This window comes from uncultured Rothia sp., from assembly GCF_916715725.1.
In the GTDB taxonomy this organism is placed as follows: domain Bacteria; phylum Actinomycetota; class Actinomycetes; order Actinomycetales; family Micrococcaceae; genus Rothia.
Map to the genome: position 1 here is coordinate 61317 of NZ_CAKAPD010000004.1, position 22532 is coordinate 83848.

The following is a 22532-nucleotide window of genomic DNA, read 5'->3' on the forward strand; positions in this document are numbered from 1 at the left end:
TTGAGGGAGAAAGCCGGGGCGTTTTCGTACCTGCGCTCATGCAACGTTCCTGCAGCGCTCACGCTACGCCCGTGCCCGCGGCTGCGCCTGTGACTGCGACTATGCCCGCGCTTGCACCCCCGATGCGTTGTCCACAGCCGGGCTGTTTTCGTCGCGTTCGGTATATCTCACTTCGTAATATTGCCAGTTCGAGCGAGCTAAATCACCGAAAATCGTGGTCGGAGGCACACCCCTGCGTTAGGATATGAACATGAGCACTTACCAGGAACTTCCCAGCATCTACCGATTGAAGCGCTCGCTGACCGACGTCGATCAGATTGCTAACGAATACTTTGAAAAGGTCCTCGACCTGAACCCCGTCCATGCAACCGAGCTTGGTCGTAAGGGCGTAGAGACCCTGTACCCCGATTACTCGCCCGCCGGCGAGAAGGCTTTCGCGCGCCTTGCGAAGAAGACTCTGAAGAAGGTCGATAACGTCCTGCCTATTGATGACGTCGACCTGGTCACCCTGGATGCTCTGCAGGAGCGTCTGAGCCTGTACCGCAAGCAGTACAAGGCTGGTTTTGGCGGCTGGCAGATGAACAATATTGCCTCCGTCCCGCAGGAAGTTCGTTCGGTCTTTGACCTGATGAAGCGCAACACCCAGCAGGATTGGGAGCACATTGTCAGTCGTATGCACCGCGTCACCGAGGCGCTGGAAGGCTACATCCAGACCCTGGAGGCGGCTCGTGAAGAGGGCAAGGTCGCCCCGCGCCGCCAGGTGGATATTGTCATTGAGCAGACCGCCGCGTACTACGCCCCCGGTGGTTTCTTTGATGAGCTGGCGGCTGAGGTCGCCGAGGCTGTCCCCGCACTGAAGGACGAGGCTGCCGCAGGTGCCGAGGCTGCGAAGGAAGGCTACCGCCGCCTCAACAGCTACCTGGTGGAGAAGCTGCAGCCGGTCGCGCCCTCCCGCGACGCTGTGGGCCGTAAGGCGTACAGCCTGCACTCCCATTCGTTCCTGGGCACCACCATTGACCTGGACGAGACCTACGCCTGGGGCGTGAAGGAGCTGGAGAGCATTATCGCTCGTCAGCGTGAGGTTGCCGAGGAGATTGAGCCGGGCGCAAGCATTGAGCGCGCTAAGCAGCTGCTCGATGAGGATCCGGCGCGTCAGCTGCACGGCACCGATGAGCTGAAGGCGTGGATGCAGAAGCTCGCCGACGCCGCCGTGGAGAACCTGGCGGGTAGCCACTTCGAAATTGGCGGCCCCATGCGCCGTATTGAGTGCTGCATTGCGCCCACGAACGAGGGCGGTATTTACTACACCGGCCCCTCCCCTGATTTCTCGCGTCCGGGCCGCATGTGGTGGTCGGTTCCCGAGGGTGAGGACACGTTCACGACCTGGCGTGAAACCTCCACTGTGTACCACGAGGGCGTTCCGGGTCACCACCTGCAGATTGCGATTGCTACGGCTCTGCAGGGCACCATGAACTCCTGGCGTACGAACATGCTGTGGGTGTCCGGTCACGGTGAGGGCTGGGCGCTGTACGCCGAGCGCCTCATGGAGGAGCTGGGCTACCTGAAGGATCCGGGTGACCGCATGGGCATGCTGAATGCTCAGCGTATGCGCGCCGCCCGCGTGGTCTTCGATATTGGTGTTCACTGCGAGATGCCGATTCCCGATGAGTGGGCTGAGCAGCTGGGCGTTGAGCCGGGCACCATCTGGACTTCTGAGCTGGGTTACGAGTTCTTGAAGCTGAACCTGGACGAGTCCGAGGGCCACCTGCGTTTCGAGTTCCTGCGTTACCTGGGTTGGCCGGGTCAGGCGCCGAGCTACAAGATTGGCGAGCGCCTCTGGCTGGAGTTGCGCGATCAGGCTGTGCGCCGCGGCGATGACATGCGTGCATTCCACACGCGTGCGCTTCTGCTCGGTTCGGTGGGTCTGGACACTCTGCGCCGCGCGCTGACTGATGAGATGATGCTTCCTCTGGACACTGAGGATGACGACGATGAGGACGACGACGAGTAGATTCTAGTCTGCTCGCTCCTCACCGCTTCTGGAGTATCTCCGGGAGATGCTCTATAGATGAAGCCCCCGCTTCAGCTTTGTGGCTGAGGCGGGGGCTTCGCTGTATTTTCGTGCGAGGTTTATCTATCGGGATTCTGGGCTATCCGAAGTTTGCGGTGCCGGGGTCCGTGGTGCCGAATCCCATGCCGGTGGAGTCGTTCAGGTCCACCAGGTGCGGGGCGAAACGGCACCAGTAGTCGGTGAGCGCCCCGTTCGATTCGCGGATGCCCACACCTACGGTGCGTCCGTCGACCACCCACACGCCGAGGATGGGGTGGCTAACCGGGTTGATGATGCCTTCGTAGCGCGGTGCCGGGATGTATTCCTGGTAGATGAATTCGCTTTCGGGGGCGTTGGCGAAGAAGTCGTCCTCTTCGGGCTTGATGAAGACGTCGTAGTCGGGGGCGTAGATTTCTACGCCGTCGCCTTCACGTCCGAAGAGGGGCTTGCGAACCCAGTTGCGCATACCGCCGCGGTGCCCCGCGTAGGTGGGTACGAGGTTCGGGTGTCCGGGGTACTTGTCCCAGAGCGCGGCGAGCAGCAGCTTATTGGAGAGGAACATCTTCCACGCAGGCTCGATCCAGCGGTCCATGGCGCCGTGGTAGGCGAAGAGGAGCTTGTCGTAGCCTGCTTCGCTGTCGGTGACGAGGTCTTCCCAGGGGTAGAGCTTGAAGAGGTTGGTGATGCGCCGTCCCTGTGCGTCTTCCCAGCTCTTGGTGTCTTCGTTGAAGATGACTTCGTCGATGGGAATCATGTGGGTTTTGATGCCCGCCTGCTGTGCCGAGTAGGCGATGAGCCAGAGGTTGTTGTAGTCCTCGTTGGTCTCGTCAATCTCGGGGGGCACGTGTGCCAGGTGCAGTACGGGCTGCACGCCCGCGGTGATTTCGGGGGCGAAGATGTGGCGCCAACGGTTGGTGAAGGCTTCGCCGATTTCACCCCAGTGGGCGTAGCCGCGGGTGTCGAGGCGCTGGTCTTTCGCCCAGGTTTTCTGGCTGACTGCCGCCTCCACGATGCCGGTGGGGGTGTCTGCGTTGTATTCGAGCAGCTTCATCGGGTCGCCGGGCACACCGGAGTAGCTAAAGTCGAAGCGTCCGTAGAAGTCGGCGTCGCGGCGGTTCCAGGATTCTACGGCAAGGTTGAACGCCGCCTGGGGCAGGCCGAGGGTGCCGAACGCGCCGGAGGCAATGTACTCGACGGTTTCCAAGCACATGCGGTGCATTTCTTCCGCCTGGGCGCGCACAGAGTCCATTTCTTGCGGGCTGAAAATGTAGGCGGCGTATTCGTTCCAATAGTGGTCGGTGTCGTGGGGGCCGTCCACGCTGTAGGTGAGGCCTTCCTCAATGATGACGTTCTCCCAGTCGGGTCGGCCGACGGGAAATTCTTCGCGGCGCATGAGGGGCTAGGCTCCTTCGAAGTAGTGAATGGAAAGCGGTGTTGTTACGTCACCGCGGGTGTGGTTGTTCTAGTGAGGAAAATGCGGGCGGGACCGCTCAGTCCCTGCCCGCATTCAGTGTCATGGCTGATGGCTTAGCCGCCGGAGCGGCCGCCACCGGACTTCGAGCCGCCACCGAAACCGCCCTTGCTACCGGACTTCGAGGAAGAGCCAGACTTGGACGAGGAACCAGACTTCGAGGACGAACCCGACTTGGAGGTGTTCGACTTGCTGTAGGAGCCGGTGCTACCGCTATTGCTGGTGCCCTGCTTACCGCTGGAGACCGAGCCGGTGGTCTTGTTACGCACCGTGGAGGTCTTACCGGAGTTATTGGTGCTGGTCACCTTGCCGGAGGAGACGGTGGAGGACTTCTTCGCGCTGCGGTAGGAGTCTTCGAAGCTACCGCCCTTGGAGGACACACCGCTGTAGACGGTGCCGTTGCTGGGGCGGGTGGTGCTGCCTCCGGAGAGCTTGGTGCCCACACCGGGAACCGTGGGGGTGCCGGTAGAGTTCGCGGCACTTTGGCGGCCCAGGTAGTACCAGAGGAAAGCATTCGACGTATTGTGGCTGGTGGTCGAACCAGATGAGCCCGAGGAACCAGACGAACCGGAAGAGCTGGAGGAGCCAGAGGAGTTAGAGGAACCCGAGGAATCACTGCTGGACGAGCCGTTGCTGGATGAGTCGGTCGGCTCCTGAACGCCTGCCTTCTCACATTCGCTATCTTCCACGCGCAGGCCGGTCTTCGCGTCCTGGCAGACGCGGGCGTACTCTTCGCCCTGCGACAGGAATGCGTTCTCTTCCTGGTGCATGGAGTTGTAGGCGAAGATGCCACCGCCAACCAGCAGCACGCCAGCGCCAGCTACGGCAATCATCTTGGCGATGCCGGGGCGGGTCGCACCCAGGTTCAGGGTCTGCTGGGCAGAGGTCTGTGCGGCGCGGGTAGCGAAATCTGCGACCGCTTCCATGCGGTTGCGAGGCTTCTTCGGGCCGTTGGGGGTGGTGGTTCCGCCGGGGTATTGGGGAGCAGAACTCATGCATCTCTCCTTGAGGGGTGGTGCGTGGCGTAACGCTCAACGCGTACATGAAGCTGAGTGGGTACAGCATCATCCGGCGACTTTCGCCGGACTATCGGTGTGATTCCAGCATATCAAGCCCCAGCTTTCGGGTTCTTAGCTGACGGCAAAATCTCAGTAAGCTTCGCCGCTTGTTGCGCAGTTGTTTCCCTGCTGTTTGCTTTTGTGATGATTCCCCCTTAAATATCTGCCTCTATCTACCTCAACGAACTGCCGTTACGCTCGCTTGCAGGCAGGCCAGCCGGAAGGTCACGATTCGTCACATCAGCCCTGCCCTGCGCCTGGTTGAAACACTTCTTCACACAAACTCGCGCGCGAGTGCACAAAAGTTTTAGAGTATGCCACATGTCTACACCGCATGCATCATCTCGTTCACGTCTGCCCAAGTGGGCTACGTCTTTCGGCAACCAAATCATTGCCTCCCTCATTCTGGGTATTGTTCTTGGCGCGCTCGCCCTCGCACTGGGCGGGGACGCGAAGAGCAACCCCAACTGGCTCATGGTGACCCTGGATACCATCGGTTCCTCCTACGTCACCCTGCTGAAGGCGGCTGTTGTTCCGCTGATTTTCACCGCCGTGGTCGCCTCCATCTCGAACCTGTCGCAGGTGACGAACGCGGCACGCCTGGCGGTTAACACGCTCATCTGGTTCGCGATTACCGCATTCTTCGCTGTGCTCATCGGTATTGCGATGGGCCTGATCGTTCAGCCGGGCGTGGGTGCGCAGGTGCAGGGCAAGGCGTACACCGGCTCGACCGGTTCGTGGACCGCATTCCTGACCGGCCTGATTCCGGTGAACTTCCTGGGTCTGGGCGTCAGCGCCAAGTCCGGTGATTCCGGCATCACCGCGTCGGCGTCCTTTAACGTACTGCAGATTCTGGTCATTTCCGGTGCGGTCGGCATTGCCGCGCTGAAGGTCGGCGAGGCAGCTAAATCCTTCATCGACGTGGTCAAGAGCGCTCTGGCGATTATCCAGAAGATCCTGTGGTGGATTATCCGCCTGGCACCACTGGGCACCGTGGGTCTGATTGCTAAGGCAGTGTTCGCGTACGGTTGGGCGTCGATGGGTTCGCTGGTCGCGTTCGTTATCGCCCTCTACATTGGCCTGCTGCTGGTCTTCCTCGTGGTCTACCCGATTATTGTGCGCGCGAACGACCTGTCGGTCCGCCAGTACTTCTCGGGCGTGTGGCCGGCGCTCCAGCTGGGCTTCGTTTCCCGTTCCTCGATGGGTTCGATGCCGATGACCCAGACCGTTGCAGAACGCAACCTGGGCGTGCCCCGCGCCTACGCATCCTTCGCGGTTCCGCTGGGTGCAACCACTAAGATGGACGGCTGTGCCTCGGTTTACCCGGCTCTTGCCGCAATTTTCGTGGCGCAGTTCTACGGTATTCAGCTGGACTTCACCCAGTACCTGCTGATTGTGATGGTGTCCGTGCTCGGCTCGGCCGCAACCGCCGGTACCACCGGCGCTATCGTGATGCTGACCCTGACCCTTTCCACTCTGGGTCTGCCGCTGGACGGTGTGGGTCTGCTCCTGGCGATTGACCCGATCGTTGACATGGGTCGTACCGCCCTGAACGTTGCCGGTCAAGCTCTGGTTCCCGCGATTGTGGCTCGCCGCGAGGGCATCCTGGATGAGGAGCTCTACAACGCTCCCCGCTCGGAGGGCGGCTTCGTGGCTCAGGAATTCTACGATGAGCGTATCGCCGGTGAGGCGCAGCGTCTGCACGAGGTGGAGGACAACACCGTCGCGGCACGCCGCTAACCTGGCAACTCTTGAAGCTACACGGCGCTAGGCTGTACTGCCTAGCGCCGTGTAGCTTTCTTAATCTCGTGCCTCAGCATGGGCGAAATACATTTGTCAAGCGTCATAAAAGTGTCACTATTGATTCTTCTTTTCTTTAACGTTTGAGAAGAGTTATGATTTTGAACGGCGTGTTCCATCTCCTACGTGGTTGAGGGGGATGGGACACGCTCTTTTCATATCCCCTCACCTCCCCCTTCCCCAGCTTCTCAGTGCCCTTCAATCTGCACCCGAGGGTAAACCTCACCCGCGAGGCACTAAAATAGAACCTATGAGTACCACACCGATTCGCCTGATTCTCGCCTCCGCGTCCCCCGCGCGGCGCAAGCTCCTGGAGGATTCCCGCATTGCTTTTACGGTGCGCGTCTCCTCCGTCGATGAGGACGCTGCGCTCGCCGCCGCCAACGAGCAGGCGCGAGGGCAGGGACGTGCGGGACTCACCCCGGCTGAAACCGCCTCCCTGCTGGCGCAGTTGAAGGCGCAAGCGGTTGCCGCGGAACTTGCCGCCGAGGGTGTGCACGATGCGCTGGTTCTGGGTTGCGATTCGGTCTTCGAGTTTGAGGGCGTCGCCTACGGCAAGCCGCACACTGCCGAGGCGGCACGCGAGCGCATCAGTGCGATGAGTGGCAACCACGGCGTACTGCACACCGGTCACGCGCTCGTGGATTTGCGCGGTATTGAGCCGGGCGCCGAGTTGCCTGTTGCTTCCGACCTGCCTACCGTTTCCGAACTGCGCAGCGCCACCGTCCACTTTGACGAACTCACCCCCGAAGAAATCGAGGCATACATTGCCACCGGCGAGCCGCTCTGGGTGGCGGGTTCTTTCACCCTGGACGGTTACGGTTCCGCGTTCATTCGCGGTATTGAGGGCGAGTTCCATACGGTGGTGGGTCTATCCATCCACGCGCTACGCGATATGCTGCGCCGCCGCGAAGTAGCGGTGACCGATTTGTGGCTACCGCCTGAGGAAGAGAATTAGAACCAACCCACAGCATAAATCTGTCTCAAAGCGCGCCCTGAAATATACATTGTTGAACACCAATCGATAAGATAGAACAGTATGATGCGCGTTATATTCGCCAATCCTGCCGATGTATCCTTGGAGCAGGAGATTAAAGGAGAGCTTTAAGTGACTCAGCACCAGGCAGAAGCCGCCAAGAAATTTACTGCAGTCCCCGGCCGCCACACCGGCCCGGTCAGCAAGATTCTGATCGCTAACCGCGGTGAAATTGCTGTCCGCGTGATTCGTGCAGCCCGCGATGAGGGTCTGCAGACCGTCGCCGTCTACGCTGACCCGGACCGCGACGCCCAGCATGTGAAGCTTGCCGATGAAGCCTACGCTCTCGGCGGTGCCACCGCGGCGCAGTCCTACCTGGTGATGGACAAGCTCATTGAGATTGCTATCCGCTCCGGCGCTGACGCTGTACACCCCGGCTACGGCTTCCTTTCCGAGAACGCGCAGTTCGCTCAGAAGTGCATCGACGCGGGTCTGACCTGGATTGGCCCCTCCCCCGAGTCCATTACCCAGCTGGGCGATAAGGTGGCGGCACGCCACATCGCGCAGAAGGTGGGTGCTCCCCTGGTGCCCGGCACCAAGGATCCCGTTAAGTCCGCCGATGAGGTTGTCGCGTTCGCTGATGAGCACGGCCTGCCCATTGCGGTGAAGGCCGCATTTGGTGGCGGTGGCCGCGGCATTAAGGTGGCACGCGACCGCGAGAGCATTGTTGAGATGTACGAGTCCGCTGTTCGCGAGGCTACCGCGGCGTTCGGTCGCGGTGAGTGCTTCATCGAGCGTTTCTTAGATTCGCCCCGCCACGTTGAGACCCAGTGCCTGGCGGATGCGCACGGCAACGTCGTGGTGGTTTCCACCCGTGACTGCTCCCTGCAGCGCCGTAACCAGAAGCTCGTTGAGGAGGCGCCCGCCCCCTACCTGAGCGATAAGCAGAACGAGCGCCTGTACGAGGCGTCCCGCGCGATTCTGCGTGAGGCTGGCTACCAGGGCGCCGGCACCTGTGAGTTCCTGGTCGGCACTGACGGCACGATCTCCTTCCTTGAGGTGAACACTCGACTGCAGGTGGAGCACCCGGTCTCCGAGGAGATTTCCGGTCTGGACCTGGTTCGCGAGCAGTTCCGTATTGCCCGCGGCGAGAAGATTGAGGAGAAGGACCCGGTTCTGCGCGGTCACTCCTTCGAGTTCCGTATTAACGGTGAGGATGCGGGCCGTTCCTTCATGCCCGCCCCCGGCACCATCGAGAAGATGACCGTGCCCACCGGCCCCGGTGTTCGCTGGGATTCCGGCTTTGTGGCTGGCGACGTTATCGGCGGTAACTTCGATTCCATGCTGGCTAAGCTCATTGTCACCGGCGCGGACCGCAAGCAGGCTCTGCAGCGTGCCCGCCGTGCCCTGGCTGAGCTGACCATTGAGGGCATGCCGACCGTCATTCCGTTCCACCGCGTCGTGCTGGATGACCCCGCTTTCGCGCCGGCTGAGGGCGGCGATTTCAAGGTGCACACCCGCTGGATTGAGACCGAGTTCAACAACACCATCCCCATGTACTCCGGCGCGCCCGGCAGCGTGGATTCCGATGAGGATGAGCGCACCACCGTGGTCGTTGAGGTCAACGGCAAGCGCATGGAGGTGTCCCTGCCGGATCTGAGCGGTGGCGCGAAGCCTGCCGCTAAGCCCGCCGCCAAGACCCGCAAGTCCCGTTCGGCACGTAGCGCGGCAAAGGGTGGCGGCGACGAGCTGACCAGCCCCATGCAGGGCACCATCGTGAAGGTGGCGGCTTCTGACGGCGACACCGTCGCTGAAGGCGACCTGATTCTGGTGCTGGAGGCTATGAAGATGGAGCAGCCCATTACCGCGCACAAGGCGGGTAAGGTTTCGGGTCTGTCCGCTAAGGCCGGCGATACCGTCACCTCCGGTGCGGTGCTGGCTACCATCAAGTAACGCTTCGCCGCGATACCGCGGTCACGCAAGCGCTATAGGCTATACGAATCCCCCGGAAGGGTATGAGGTCCTCTCTCGTATCTTTCCGGGGGATTTTCTATGTCCGCCCTTGTCTATTTCTCCGCTCCTGTCTATTTCTGCGCTCTTGTCTGTTTCTGTGGGGTTTGAGCGACTATCTATTGCGATTACGTCCAAATAGTGGCTGTATTTGTTGGGTCTCTTCTGAACAGAGTTATAATGTTGCACTTTAGAGGAGCCTTTCAGATTCCTACGCCCACTGCACCCCACCCGGTGCGGTCACGGCACCCGGTACGCGCCTACGGCACACCCGCCTCCCGCGCTGATCGGTAACGGACGCCCCGGCTCCATCTGTACACACAGTTCACCTTTTCGGGAGTTTTCCTCATGAGCACCTCTGCACCCGACACGAAAGCGTCCGCTGCATCGGTGAAGAATACGACTCCTCGCAGTCGAGTTATTCTTGCCTCGCTCGTTGGTACCACCATCGAGTTCTACGATTTCTACATTTACGCCACCGCAGCAGTGGCAGTGTTCCCCGTGCTGTTCTTCCCCTCGAAGGACGCAACCACCGAGCTTCTGGCGTCTTTCGCAACCTTCGGCGTCGCCTTCATCGCGCGCCCCCTCGGTTCCGTGATCTTCGGTCACTTCGGTGACAAGATTGGCCGTAAGGCAACCCTCGTCGGTGCACTGCTCACCATGGGTCTGGCAACCTTCATCATTGGTCTGCTGCCCACCTACCACCAGATTGGCCTGTGGGCACCGACCATGCTGACCATTATGCGTTTCTGCCAGGGCCTGGGCCTGGGCGGCGAATGGTCCGGTGCGGCACTGCTCGCCAGCGAATACGCTGAGGACGGTAAGCGTGCCCGCGCCGCCATGTGGCCTCAACTCGGTGCACCCATCGGCTTCGTGCTTGCGAACGGCTTCATGCTGCTGCTGACCAGCTGGATTTCCTTCAACTCCGCAACCGACGCTAAGAACTTTGATCACCCCTTCCTCATCTGGGGTTGGCGTATTCCGTTCCTGATGTCCATCGTGATGGTCGCTGTCGGCCTGTACGTGCGTTTCAAGCTGGAGGAGACCCCCGTCTTCGCCAAGGCTGCCGCTAACAACGAGAAGGTTAAGACCCCGCTCGTTGAGGCGTTCAAGGTTGCTTGGTGGCCCATGATTCAGGGTACCTTCATCATGGTTGCGTGCTACGTACTGTTCTACCTGATGACCGCGTGGGTTCTCTCCTACGGCATCGGCAAGGTCGATAAGGGCGGTCTGGCTATCCCCTACCGCGAGTTCCTGATTATTCAGCTGATCTCCATTATTGGCTTCGCAATCTTCATCCCAATCTCGGGCTGGCTGGCTGATAAGTACGGCCGCCGCACCCAGCAGCTGTGGACCACCATCGCTATGGCAGTCTTCGGTCTGTCCTTCGGCCTGTTCATCTCCCCCTCCGTCGTTGGTACCGGTCAGAACGCGAACGCAACTGTGGTTACCCTCTTCATCTTTATCGGTATGTGCCTGATGGGTCTGTCCTTCGGTTCCATGTCCGCATACCTGCCGGAGCTGTACCCCACCAACGTGCGCTACACCGCCAGCGGTATCGCCTACAACGTGGCGTCCATCCTCGGTGCGGCGCTGACCCCGTTCGTGGCAGTGTGGCTGAACTCCTCCTACGGTGTGGGCGCTGTGGGCGGCTACCTGGCATTCGCCTCGATCCTGAGCGTTGTCTTCATCCTGCTCACTCACGAAACCCGTGACGTGGATATGAACGCTGTCAGCACCACGAAGTAACGCTTCGAGCAGCTAACGCCTCCTAACGGCAAAGCGGTGGGGGTCGCCTCCTGAATTCCTTAGATTTCAGGAGGCGACCCCCACCGCTTTAATGTTTTCTTCCGGGATACTGCGCCAGGCGGGCAACGCCCGGCTCAGCACCTAACAGGTTGACGCCTACAGGCCGCGAGTGTGCAGCTTGCGCGCAGCCTCAGCAATCGAGCCGGAGAGCGAGGGGTAGACCGTGAAGGTATCCGCCAGGTCATCCACCGCGAGCTTCTTCTCCACCGCCAGGGCAATGGGGTAAATCAGCTCGGAAGCACGCTGACCAACCACCACGCCACCAATGACAGTGCCGGAGTGGCGGCGTGCAAAAATCTTCACGAAGCCATCGCGCATCGCCATCATCTTCGCGCGCGGGTTCGTACCCAGCTGCAGGGTTACCACATCACCACGGTAGGCGCCCTCGGCAAGATCCTTCTCGCTCACACCCACGGTCGCAATCTCCGGGGAGGTGAAGATATTCGCGGCAACCTTATCGGTACGCAACGGACGCACCGCATCACCGAGGATGTGCGCCATAGCAATACGGCCCTGCATCGCAGCCACGGAAGCCAACGGGTACACGCCCGTGCAGTCACCAGCGGCGTAAATGCTGTTCACGCTCGTGCGGGACACACCGTCCACCTTAATGTGGCCGCTCGAGGTCTGCTCCACACCGGCAGCTTCCAGGCCCAAATCCTCAGTGTTCGGAATCGAACCAATAGCAACCAGGCAGTGAGTGCCAGAGACCTTACGGCCGTCCGACAGGGTCACGATGACGCCGGTACCATCCTCAGTGCGCTCAACAGCAGCGGCACGAGAACGCGGCATCACTCGCACGCCGCGACGCTCAAAGACGTCCTCCAGCACACGGGCTGCGTCCTCGTCCTCGCCGGGAAGCACACGGTCACGCGAAGACACCAAGGTCACCTTCGAACCCAGGCCGTTATATGCCGAGGCGAACTCCGCACCGGTCACACCCGAACCAATCACAATCAGTTCCTCGGGAACCTCGCAAAGGTTGTACAGCTGAGTCCAGGTCAGAATGCGCTCACCGTCAGGCATACCGGTCGCCATTTCACGCGGATGCGTACCCACCGACAGCAGCACAAAGTCCGCCTGCAGGGGGTAGACCAGACCAGCCTCATCAGTCACCTGAACGGTGTGGCGGTCCAGGAGCTTACCGGTACCGTGAATAATCTTCACACCAGCAGAAGCCAGGGCACGCTTGATGTCGGCAGACTGCTGTTGAGCCAGGTCGCGGACTCGGCGGTTCACGCGGTCCATATCAACACGCAGCTGAGGCGCCTTGCCCTTCGTGTTCTCAATGCCCAAGCTACCTGCCTCGGAGAAGCGGGTCATCATATCCGCCGTAGCGATCAGGGTCTTAGAGGGCACAACGTCGGTCAGAACGGCGGAGCCACCAATGGCATTGCGCTCAATCAGAGTCACGTCCGCGTTGGATGCGGCAGCCACCATCGCTGCCTCGTAGCCACCGGGGCCACCACCAATAATTACAATTCGCTGAGATGCATAGTTCACCGTTGAAGTCATGCCTTAATTGTGAGCTATGCCGCCGCTACGGGGCAAACGCACTCGCCGTGCAGATATGCCACATTATGGCAACCTGCACGGCGAGCATTTACTTGAGGCATGCCGGCTAGACGGGGCGCTCCCCTACTCTTCGAGAGCCTGCGGTTTCTCGGCATAAATCGAGTTGATGAACTTCTCAGCCCACTGCAGCATCGCACCATCCACCAGGTCCTTGCCGCCAACCGGCATGGTCTTCGGGCGCGGCACCAGAGTCAGCCAAGTGTCCATACCCTTCGGCTGGGCGTGCGTGGAACCCGGGTACACGCGCTTCAGACGCATCTGGCGGGACTCCGGCAGCGGCGTAGCAGTCACCACGCGCACCTTCGGGCCCAACACCACCAGCTCGTGAATACCGGCGGCACGGGCGTGCATACGCACCGTCGCCACGGCAAGCAGGTTCTCCACCGCCTCCGGCAGTTCGCCGTAACGGTCGACCAGCTCCTCGCGTGCCTCCGCGATCTTCTCTTCGGTATCGGCGGCAGCAATCTGGCGGTACGCCTGCAAGCGCAGACGCTCAGAATCAATGTAGGTGTGGGGAATATGCGCGTTGACGGGCAGGTCAATCTTCGTTTCGACCTCGCGCTCTTCCTTCTCGCCGCGGTAGTTCGCCACCGCCTCACCGACCAGGCGCAGGTACAGGTCAAAACCAACGCCGGCAATATGACCGGATTGCTCGCCGCCGAGCAGGTTGCCGGCACCGCGAATCTCCAGGTCCTTCATGGCCAGCTGCAGGCCCGCACCCAGCTCGTTATGGGTCGCCACAGCCTTCAGACGCTCGTGCGCAATCTCGCCGAGGGTCTTATCCACCGGGTACAGGAAGTACGCGTAGGCGCGCTCGCGGCCACGACCCACACGTCCACGCAGCTGGTGCAGCTGACTCAGGCCGTAGTTCTGAGCGTGATCCACAATGAGCGTGTTCGCGTTCGAAATATCCAGACCAGTCTCCACGATGGTCGTGCACACCAGCACGTCAAAGCGGCGCTCCCAGAAGTCCACGATAATCTGTTCCAGGCGCGACTCGCTCATACGGCCATGGGCGGTGGCGATGCGCGCCTCCGGCACGAGCTTGCCGATTTCTGCGGCAACATCGTCAATATCAGCCACTCGGTTGTGCACGAAGAACACCTGGCCCTCGCGCATGAGCTCGCGGCGAATCGCAGCCGTAATTTGGCTGTCGGTGCGCGGTCCCACGAAGGTCAGCACGGGGTGGCGTTCCTCCGGCGCGGTCGCCAGGGTGGAGGTCTCACGAATACCGGTCAGCGACATCTCCAGGGTGCGCGGAATCGGGGTCGCACTCATGGCGAGCACGTCCACATTCGTGCGCATCTGCTTGAGCTTTTCCTTGTGCTCCACGCCAAAGCGCTGTTCCTCATCAATAATGACCAGGCCCAGGTCCTTGAACACCACGCTGTCCGAGAGGATGCGGTGCGTACCAATCACCACGTCCACCGCGCCGGAGGCGATTTCTTCGGCAATCTGGCGGGTTTCCTTCGCCTTCTGGAAGCGGGAGAGCACGCGAATCTTCACGGGGAAGCCAGAGAAACGCTCGCTGAACGTCTCGTAGTGCTGCTGGGCGAGCAGGGTCGTAGGCACGAGCACGGCGACCTGCTTGCCGTCCTGCACCGCCTTGAACGCAGCACGCACGGCGACCTCGGTTTTACCGAAGCCCACGTCGCCAGAGATGAGGCGGTCCATGGGGATTTCTTTCTCCATATCCTCCTTCACCTCGTGGATGGCGGTGAGCTGGTCGGGAGTCTCGTTGTAGGGGAAGGACTCTTCCAGCTCACGCTGCCAGGGGGTGTCTGCGGCGAAGGCGTGACCGCGCGATGCCTGGCGTGCCGAGTAGAGTTTCACCAGGTCGGCGGCGATTTCCTTGACTGCCTTACGGGCGCGGGACTTGGTCTTCGCCCAGTCGCTGCCACCCATCTTGGACAGGCTCGGGTTCTCGCCACCCACATAGTTGGAGATCAAATCCAGCTGGTCGGAGGGCACGAAGAGACGGTCGGGCGCGCCACCGCGCTTGGCGGGGGCGTACTCGATGACCAGGTATTCCTTCATGGGCTGCACGCCGTTGACCGGGGAGGCACCCGCCACCGGTCGGGAGGTCATCTCGACAAAGCGACCGATGCCGTGGCGTTCGTGCACCACGTAGTCGCCGGGGTTCAGCGCGAGCGGATCGACTGCGTTACGGCGACGGCGGGTCTTGAATTTCTGTCCGGCGGCGCCTCGGGGTGCGTAGGTGCCGCGGCGGCCGAGTAGCTCGGCCTCGGTGAAGACGGCGAGTTTCGCCTCCTCAATCAGGAAGCCTGCGGAGGCGGGCGCTTCGCACACCTCAACGATGCCGTGTTCGAGGTCGCCGGCGGGGTCCTCCTCGAGGCTGGTGCGGCGGGCTGCAGGTACGGCGGGCGCCCCTTCCCCGGAGTGGAAGAGATCGATGAGGCGGTCGGTGGAGCCGCGGCCGTTGGTGAGGGCGAGGACGGTCCACTGCTTCTGGATGAGGTCGCCAACCTGGCTGAGCATGCGTTCGACGGAGCCGTTGAATGCGGTTGCGGGGGTAGCATTGACGGTGTAGGTGTCGATTCCGTCTTCGATAGCGTCGGCGATGCTCTGGCTCTGGATTGCTCCGGCGGCGTCTTCGAGCAGGTCTGCGTCGGTGACGAGTTCGGTGATTTCCCACCAGCTGAGCTTGGCTTCGAGTGCCTGTGCGGTGGTTTGGTCAATAGTTCGGAATCCGCTGTCGCTCATGCGCAGCTGGCCCAGGTCGATGGGTGCTACAGCATCGGCTTCTGCGGAGGTGTCCCAGGCGGCGGCGAGGAATTCCTCGTTGGTGGCGACGAGGTCTTCGGCGCGGGCGCGCACGCGTTCGGGTTCGACGTTGATGATCATGGACCCTGCCGGCAGCAGCGCGGTGAGGGTGTTCATGGATTCGATGAGTAGCGGGGTGAGTGATTCCATGCCTTCGACGTAGATTCCGCCCGCAATCTTTTCGAGCATGGTTGCGGCGGCAGGGTAGTCTGCCTTCAGGCGTGCGGCGCGGCTCATCACCTCGGGGGTGATGAGCAGTTCACGGCAGGGCAGCAGGGTGAGTTCGGTGAGTTCCTCTCCCCCATTGAGGGTGCGCTGGTCGGCGACGGAGAAGTGACGCATTTCGTCGAGTTCGTCGCCGAAGAATTCGAGGCGTACGGGGGTGGTTGCGGTGGGCGGGAAGACGTCGATAATGCCGCCGCGCACCGCGTACTCGCCGCGCTTGGCGACGAGGTCTACGCGGGAGTAGGCGGCATCGTTGAGGCCTCGTACTACGTCTTTAAAGGGGTATTCTTCACCGCGGACCAGGTGCACGGGTTCGAGCTTTTCGATGCCGGTGACGATGGGCTGGATGACGGCGCGCACGGGTGCGATGACAACCTGGGGGCGTTTGGATGCTTCCCCAGTGATGGCGCGTAGCACCTGCAGGCGGCGGCCGACGGTGTCGGAGCGCGGTGAGAGGCGTTCGTGCGGAAGGGTTTCCCAAGCAGGGAAGAGCGCGATGTCGGCGGCAGGCAGGTAGGAGCGCAGCGCTGCGGCGAGGTCTTCTGCCTGGCGGTCGGTGGGGGCGATGATGAGGCTGAGCGCTTCACCGGTGGCACCGCGTACTGCGGTGGAGATGTCTGCGATGAGTGCGGCGTGGGTTCCAGCAACTGCGCCGATGAGGGTGCGTGCACTGCGTTCGCTGGGCTGTGCGGAGGCGGCGGTGCGGATCGCCGCCCAGTTACTGAGTTGGTTGAGGGTGTTCAGGAGGGGCTGCAGGGGCGCCTCGAGGGGCTGTGCGGTAGCTTTTCGGGTGGTGCTCACGGGTTCTCCTGAATCTGCGGTCCTCGGTTGGGGCGGGTACGTCGGTGGTGTGTGCCGTGTTGGGTACCCGAGTGGTTTTGCCTTTATTTCACGGTGCTTTTGTGTGTTTTGGGGTGTTTTATGCGACTTTTCCATTGTAGGACTTGTCTGCATTTTCTGGCATTTTTCTCCTGCGTTCTTCCGCGGTGGAATATATGTCTTTTTGCACTCGGCTGTCACTTTCATGGGTGATATTTGAATATGGTTTTCTTCTGTGTCTTTTCCTGTGTCACAACGCCCATTACATGGGGCGTAAATCACACACTCACAGGCATCTTTGCACTTTGTGCACCATTATTTTCACAGCTTAATCCTGTACCCTAATCATTAACACTTACAGAAAAACCAGACGGTATATCCTCTTCCGGATTCTGTTTGCCTCTTCCAACCAACCTCAGGTTTTCAGTATTTACTGCGGTTTTTCTAGTGCAATAATTCACCGTATCTTTCGATGTTTCTTCCGGAACGTCGCATCAGAAAGACGCATATGACAACCACATACACGAACAAACCCGCCGAAAAGCACCATGCCCGTTCATGGTCCTCTAAGAAGTGGGCCGCTTTCGCACTCGCTTTTGGTACTGCTTTTACTGCGGCACCGCTTACTCCTACTACCCCCGCCTCGGCTGCAACCGGAACCCATGACGGCTCTAGTAGCGATAAGGCGGCTGCTTCCTGCTACGAGGTCAAGCAGGTTAATCCTTCTGCCTCTTCTGGCACTTACTGGCTGTACACCCCGCAGATGAGCGGCCCGGCGCAGTTCTATTGCGATCAGGAAACTGATGGCGGCGGCTGGGTCATGATTGGCCGCGGTCGCGAAGGTTGGACCGAGTCCTACAATGGCACCGGCGACCCGAACCAGTTGCACCAGAACCCTACCGGTCCTTCCGCTTTTACTCCGGTCCAGCTTCCCGCAAACACTGTCGATGCTCTGCTGAACGGCATTAAGCCTCAGGATCTTCCCGACGGTATGCGCCTGCACCGTGCCCACAATGCGAGGGGCACCCAGTGGCAGAACGTTTATGTTCAGCGTCCTCAGACTGAGCAGTGGACCTGGGCGATGAGCTACGGTCAGCGTTGGGGCACCGTGAAGTTCACCGGTGCCGGCATTAACCGCACCGCTCACATGGGCGGTTCCGCTTCGGAGATGGCTCCGGGTATTACCACCAGCTCGGTGCGTTTCTTCGCTAACCCGAACCAGGGCTACCAGATCGGTTTTGCGTACGGTGCGCTGGTGAACTTTGGTAACGAGAACTCGGATTCGTACATTTACCACAAGCGCGGTTCTGCCGGTTACTCTATCCCCTTCACTCAGGTGTTCCTGCGTCCGAAGCTGACTCAGCGTGACCTGCACTTCTCGCAGATTGGTTCTGGATCCGCGGCTAGTAACCGCCGCGCCCTGCCGAATAGCTACACGATGCCCGTTCGCTGGCGCACCAGTGAGCAGACTGGCACCGGCAAGAAGAACGAGATGAACACCTACGTTCAGGCTATTACTCAGGTGGGTGACACCGTCTTCACCGGTGGCGACTTCAAGTACGTTGAGTCTGCTGGCGGCGAGCGCGTGGACCAGTCGTACCTGGCTGGCTACAACGTGGATTCGGGCGAGCTGGTTCGTTCCTTCCGCCCGACCTTCAACGGTCAGATTAAGGCTCTTGAGGCGCTGCCGAATAACCGCCTGGCGGTCGGTGGCGAGTTCACCGAGGTCAACGGCGAGAAGGTTGATCACTTCGTCATTCTGGATGCGACCACCGGTCAGATTGACCGCACGTGGGATGTTCAGGTTCAGCGCCGTAACGGTGCTGCGGCTCAGGTGAAGACCCTGCTGGTTCAGGATGGTTACCTGTACATTGGCGGTAACTTCACCCACGTGAAGGGCAACACTTCTAAGGCGTACGCTTACTCTCGTGGTGCCGCTCGTATTAATCTTTCGAACGGTGCGGTGGATTGGAACTGGCGCCCGAACTTCAACGGTACGGTCAACGGCATTACCGCCGCGTCCGATAACTCTACTGTTCACGCTGCGGGTTACTTCACTGAGCTGAATAACCAGCGTGCGTTCCGCTTGGCTGCGCTGAATGGCTCTAACGCTTCGAACATTAAGTGGGAGTGGGAGCCGTCGCTGAAGCTGAACATTACTGACCGTATTGTGTACGCGTTCCAGTTCGATGTTCAGGATGCCGGCTCGACCGTGTGGACTGCTGGCGCTGACCACCTGATTGCGAACTACTCGAAGAACGGTTACGGCCGTATCTCCACCGCGATTTCTAAGTACGGTGGCGACTGGCAGGATCTGCACCTGAGCGGTAACACCATTTACGGTGCGTGCCACTGCGGTGACGTTCTCTTTGAGGGTTCCACCGGCTACCACACCTATTGGAAGGAGTCGAAGGCGGTTCACCGTATGCGCCTGGTCGCAGCGTTCGATAAGGACAGTGGCGAGGTTGTTGGCGAGTTCAGCCCGGTTCTGAAGGGTGCTAGCGGCTACGGTGTCTGGGAGTCCTTCGTGGATTCTCGCGGCAACCTGTGGGTTGGCGGCGACATCAACCGTTCGCTGGGTGCTAATGGTGAGCAGCGCACTGTCGGTTTCGCTCGCTTTGCGCCTCGCGATGTAACTCCCCCGTCGACCCCGTCGAACCTGTCGGTTCAGCGTGATGGTTCGATGGATAAGCTGTCTTGGTCTGGCGTTCGCGAGGCGGGCACCCGTTACCAGGTGCTGCGTGATGACCGTGTGATTGCTACGGTCTCGGGCACCAGCTACGAGGTTGAGCACACCGATGGCGCTCGCTACTACGTGCGTTCCATCGATGCGTCTGAGAATTTCTCGGCTTCTACGGGAGCTGCTCAGGCTTAGGTCAGGTTGCTGATCTAGTTTCTTTGATCCGCCGCCTGATTCGGGCTCTGCAGGGTTTGCGGGGTCCGGATCAGGCGGTGGTGCACCCGGGGTGTATGCCCCCCCTATAGTTTTGGTTTGGTCCGGATTTCCCAGTTTGCTATCTCTTCGCCCCTGTGGCGGCTATGATGGGTTGGGATTCATTGCGTCGGATGGGTTGCTTCCGTCCTTTTCAATGATGGGCTGAATCTTTGTCTGTAGTGTTTCTTCGCTGTTGGTACGGCAGGGGAGGCTTCACAGATTTTTAGCGTTCCGCTTCGTACGGGTGCGTTGCCATTGTTGGCTTCGTGCCTGATGTTGTGGGGCGTATTCATTCAATTTCCGATAACTACACTCACTGATTCCGGCAGCAGACTCGCTGTTAGTGCAGTTCATACCGCTTCTTCTTTCCCCGATGCGTGGTCACTATGCTGTGCCTTGTGTTGGGTGGGTGTTGCTGTGTGAATTGCATTTTTCTGCTATGTGCCGGTTGAGGTCTCTAGGAGAGACAAATGAATTTTCTTCCGTTCACGCGTGGAGGGCGTTCGCAGGGCGTTGCTTCCTCCGCTTTTGAGGGCTCTCGCGTAGCTTCTCGTTCTGGCTCCCGCGCTTTGGGTGCGGCGGCGGCTTCTTTTGCGATGGTTGCGGCTTCTTTGGGCCCAATTGCTTCGGGCGCTCAGGCTGCTGATGCGCGCTACTACGATGGTTCGTCGAGCGAGCGAGCCGCAGCCAGCTGTTGGGAGGTTAAGCAGAATAATCCGCAGGCTAAGAGCGGCGCTTATTGGCTGTACACTCCTGCGATGAGTGCTCCTGAGCAGTTCTATTGCGATCAGGAAACTGAAGGTGGCGGCTGGGTCATGATTGGCCGCGGTCGTGAGAGCTGGACCGAGAACTACTACGGTCGTGGTAACGCTGACCAGCTGTATAAGAACCCTACCGGTTTTGATGCGGTGCAGCTTCCCTCGAATAAGGTGGATGCTCTATTGAACGGTAGTCGCCCGCAGGATTTGGCGGATGGCGTGCGTTTCCACCGTTCGTTGAATGTTGAAGGAACTAAGTGGCAGGATTTCACCGCTAAGCGTGTGGCAAGCCCCCAGTGGTCTTGGTCTTTGCGTGCGAGGATGTACTGGTCTGATATTACGATCAAGAACCCTTACCCCTACACTCGTTATAACTATTCTTCCCGCGAGTCGCAGATGGGTCGTATTTTCTCCCATGATGCGTACGACTTCCGCGGCTTGTACTTTGTGGAGCAAGCCTCTCAGGGATATAAGCAGGGTTTCTCGTATGGTGTGCATGCCCAGATTGGTAACTGGCTGACTGCGTACAAGATGAACAACCAGTCCTCGTACATTTACCGCCCGGCGAATGATACAAACCCTCCCCTGGTATTCACTCAGATGTTCTTGCGCCCGAAGGTGACTCAGAACGATTTGGCGGCTAAGGGTCTGCACGCTTACGGTCAGCAGGGTGCTCCGGCAAGTAATCGCCGCGCACTACCCAATAGCTACTCTGAGAAGTGGAAGTGGCGCACCAGCGCTGACACCGGCACCGGCAAGAAGGGTGAGATGAACACCCAGGTTGAGGCTATCACCGAGGTTGGTGGCGCTGTCTTTACCGGTGGCGATTTCGCGTACGTTGAGTCGGCAAGCGGCGAGAAGGTTGAGCAGGCGTTCCTGGCGGGTTACGAGGTGGGTACCGGCGAGCTGCGCCGTTCCTTCCGCCCGAAGATTAACGGTCAGGTGAAGTCCGTTGAGGCCCTGCCGAACGGTCTGCTTGCTGTGGGCGGTTCCTTCACCCAGGTGAACGGTGAGTACTACAATGGCTTCGTGATTCTGGATCCGCAGACCGGTCAGATCGCTAAGGACTGGGATATCCGCCCGGTGAGCCGCATTGCTTCTGTCCCGGTGCAGATTAAGACTCTGCATGTGCGTGATGGTTACCTGTATATTGGTGGCTCCTTCACTCACCTGAAGGGTCAGACCTCCCCCACTTATGCGTACGCTAGGAACCTGGCTCGCATTAAGTTGAGCAATGGCGAGGTGGACTGGAACTGGCGTCCGGTCTTTAACGGTACGGTCAACGGCGTGAGCGCTTCTGAGGGCAACACCGATGTGTACGTCGCTGGTTACTTCACTCAGCTCAATGGTGCTGAGGCTTTCCGTATTGCACACATGAAGTCGGGCTCTCAGAAGGGCAGCAATTGGAACCACCAGCCTTCGTATATTCCTGAAGGTGCCCGTCTGAATGATCTGAAGAATGAGCGTCTGATGTGGGGCTTCCAGTTCGACGTTCAGGATGCTGGTTCTTCGGTGTGGCTTGGCGGTACTGAGCACATGATTAGCCGTTACGATAAGGCAACCATGCGCCGCACGTATAGCGCGATTACTCGTGAGGGTGGCGATTTCCAGGATCTGCACCTGAACGGCAACACTATTTACGGTGCGTGCCACTGTGGTGATTACATCTACCAGAACTCAACTACTTGGGAGAAAGCGTGGGAGAGTGCACAGGATGCTCAGACTATTCGCCTGGTAGCTGCCTTCGATAAGGACAGCGGCAAGATGCTGCCGGAGTTCGCACCGATTATGAGCGGCGCGTATGGCTACGGTGTGTGGGAGTCCTTCGTGGATTCTACTGGCACTCTGTGGGTTGGCGGCGATATCCGTAAGTCACTGGGTGCTAATGGTGTGCAGCCGACTATTGGCTTCGCTCGTTACGCACCTCGCGATGTGGCTCCTCCGGTTACCCCGAGCAACCTGAAGGTGACGAAGAACGGCTCGAAGGATCAGCTGACTTGGTCGGGTATTTCCGAACGTAATGTGAAGTACCAGGTTCTGCGCGATGATCGTCCGATTGCAACGGTGACTGGTACGAGCTATTCGGTGGACCACCGCGACGGCGCCCGATACTATGTGCGTGCGGTAGATACTGCGGATAACTATTCGGCAAGTACCGAGGCAGTTCAGGCGGCATAACCCCTCATCAGGACGATATGCACTTTTATGACAAAGAATTTTAGTGACGTTCGTCCTATAGTCCCGGGCTGGTTTTATAACCAG

Annotated in this window: 11 protein-coding genes; 7 read left to right on the forward strand and 4 right to left on the reverse strand. The window is 59.9% G+C overall.

All coding sequences use genetic code 11. The features are described from left to right. Window positions 1-250 precede the first annotated feature (250 nt). Window positions 251-2011 carry a DUF885 domain-containing protein gene (locus QZ822_RS03855; RefSeq protein WP_294642732.1) on the forward strand — a complete coding sequence of 587 codons (1761 nt, stop codon included), beginning with the start codon at window positions 251-253 and terminating at the stop codon, window positions 2009-2011. Window positions 2012-2150: 139 nt separating this feature from the next. Here QZ822_RS03855 and QZ822_RS03860 read toward each other — a convergent pair whose 3' ends face one another. Together QZ822_RS03860 and QZ822_RS03865 are read right to left on the reverse strand one after the other, a co-directional pair. Continuing rightward, window positions 2151-3443 (reverse strand): glutathionylspermidine synthase family protein, encoded by a 1293-nt coding sequence (locus tag QZ822_RS03860; RefSeq protein ID WP_294642734.1) that lies wholly within the window; start codon window positions 3441-3443, stop codon window positions 2151-2153. A 134-nt stretch (window positions 3444-3577) separates the two neighbouring features. Beyond that, on the reverse strand, window positions 3578-4516 hold the full coding sequence (locus tag QZ822_RS03865; RefSeq protein ID WP_294642736.1) for a hypothetical protein: 939 nt from the start codon (window positions 4514-4516) through the stop codon (window positions 3578-3580). Between the two features lie 384 nt (window positions 4517-4900). Here QZ822_RS03865 and QZ822_RS03870 point away from each other — a divergent pair, with 384 nt between their 5' ends. From QZ822_RS03870 to QZ822_RS03885, 4 genes are all read left to right on the forward strand, one after another. After that, window positions 4901-6319, forward strand: a complete 1419-nt coding sequence (locus QZ822_RS03870) for a dicarboxylate/amino acid:cation symporter (RefSeq protein WP_294642738.1) — start codon at window positions 4901-4903, stop codon at window positions 6317-6319. Between the two features lie 310 nt (window positions 6320-6629). Then, complete coding sequence (locus QZ822_RS03875) at window positions 6630-7337, forward strand: nucleoside triphosphate pyrophosphatase (protein ID WP_294642740.1); 708 nt, start codon at window positions 6630-6632, stop codon at window positions 7335-7337. A 150-nt stretch (window positions 7338-7487) separates the two neighbouring features. Further along, a complete protein-coding gene (locus QZ822_RS03880) occupies window positions 7488-9308 on the forward strand; it encodes a biotin carboxylase N-terminal domain-containing protein (RefSeq protein ID WP_294642742.1) in 1821 nt (606 codons plus the stop codon). 405 nt (window positions 9309-9713) lie between these two features. Then, window positions 9714-11114 carry an MFS transporter gene (locus QZ822_RS03885; protein ID WP_294642743.1) on the forward strand — a complete coding sequence of 467 codons (1401 nt, stop codon included), beginning with the start codon at window positions 9714-9716 and terminating at the stop codon, window positions 11112-11114. A 156-nt stretch (window positions 11115-11270) separates the two neighbouring features. Here QZ822_RS03885 and QZ822_RS03890 read toward each other — a convergent pair whose 3' ends face one another. Together QZ822_RS03890 and mfd are read right to left on the reverse strand one after the other, a co-directional pair. Further along, the gene (locus QZ822_RS03890) at window positions 11271-12689 is read right to left on the reverse strand and encodes an NAD(P)H-quinone dehydrogenase (protein WP_294642744.1); all 1419 of its coding nucleotides are present in this window, start codon (window positions 12687-12689) and stop codon (window positions 11271-11273) included. A 123-nt stretch (window positions 12690-12812) separates the two neighbouring features. Next, entirely contained in the window at window positions 12813-16559 is a 3747-nt protein-coding gene (gene mfd, locus QZ822_RS03895; protein ID WP_294642745.1) for a transcription-repair coupling factor, read from the reverse strand. A gap of 526 nt (window positions 16560-17085) precedes the next feature. Here mfd and QZ822_RS03900 point away from each other — a divergent pair. After that, on the forward strand, window positions 17086-19452 hold the full coding sequence (locus tag QZ822_RS03900; protein WP_294642748.1) for a fibrinogen-like YCDxxxxGGGW domain-containing protein: 2367 nt from the start codon (window positions 17086-17088) through the stop codon (window positions 19450-19452). A gap of 530 nt (window positions 19453-19982) precedes the next feature. After that, entirely contained in the window at window positions 19983-22448 is a 2466-nt protein-coding gene (locus QZ822_RS03905) for a fibrinogen-like YCDxxxxGGGW domain-containing protein (RefSeq protein WP_294642749.1), read from the forward strand. The last annotated feature ends 84 nt before the right edge of the window (window positions 22449-22532 follow it).